Genomic DNA, 257 nt, shown 5'->3' with positions numbered 1-257 from the left:
CCGGGCGGCGAAGCCCCGCGGTATCGACGAGAGTGAACAGCTCGCCGTCGCACTCGATCCGGGTGTCGGTGCAGTCGCGGGTGGTTCCGGGCAGCTCCGATACGACCACCCGGTCTTCGCCAACCAGCCGGTTGACCAGGGAGCTCTTGCCCACGTTGGGGCGTCCGACGATCGCGATCCGGGTTCCCTCCGCCGCGCCGATTTCCGGGCCGTCGGGTTCCGGAAGCTCGGCAACCAGCTCTTCCAACGCGTCCCAG

Annotated in this window: 1 protein-coding gene; it reads right to left on the bottom strand. The window is 69.3% G+C overall.

The genetic code is table 11. The features are described 5' to 3' along the window. The coding region (locus SAY88_RS25280; protein ID WP_332635189.1) for a GTPase at positions 1 to 257 on the bottom strand (257 nt) is incomplete at both ends.

The organism is Halalkalibacter flavus (genome assembly GCF_036663575.1).
GTDB lineage: Bacteria > Bacillota > Bacilli > Bacillales > Bacillaceae_D > Halalkalibacter > Halalkalibacter flavus.
This window is presented reverse-complemented; position numbering and strand designations above follow the sequence as displayed.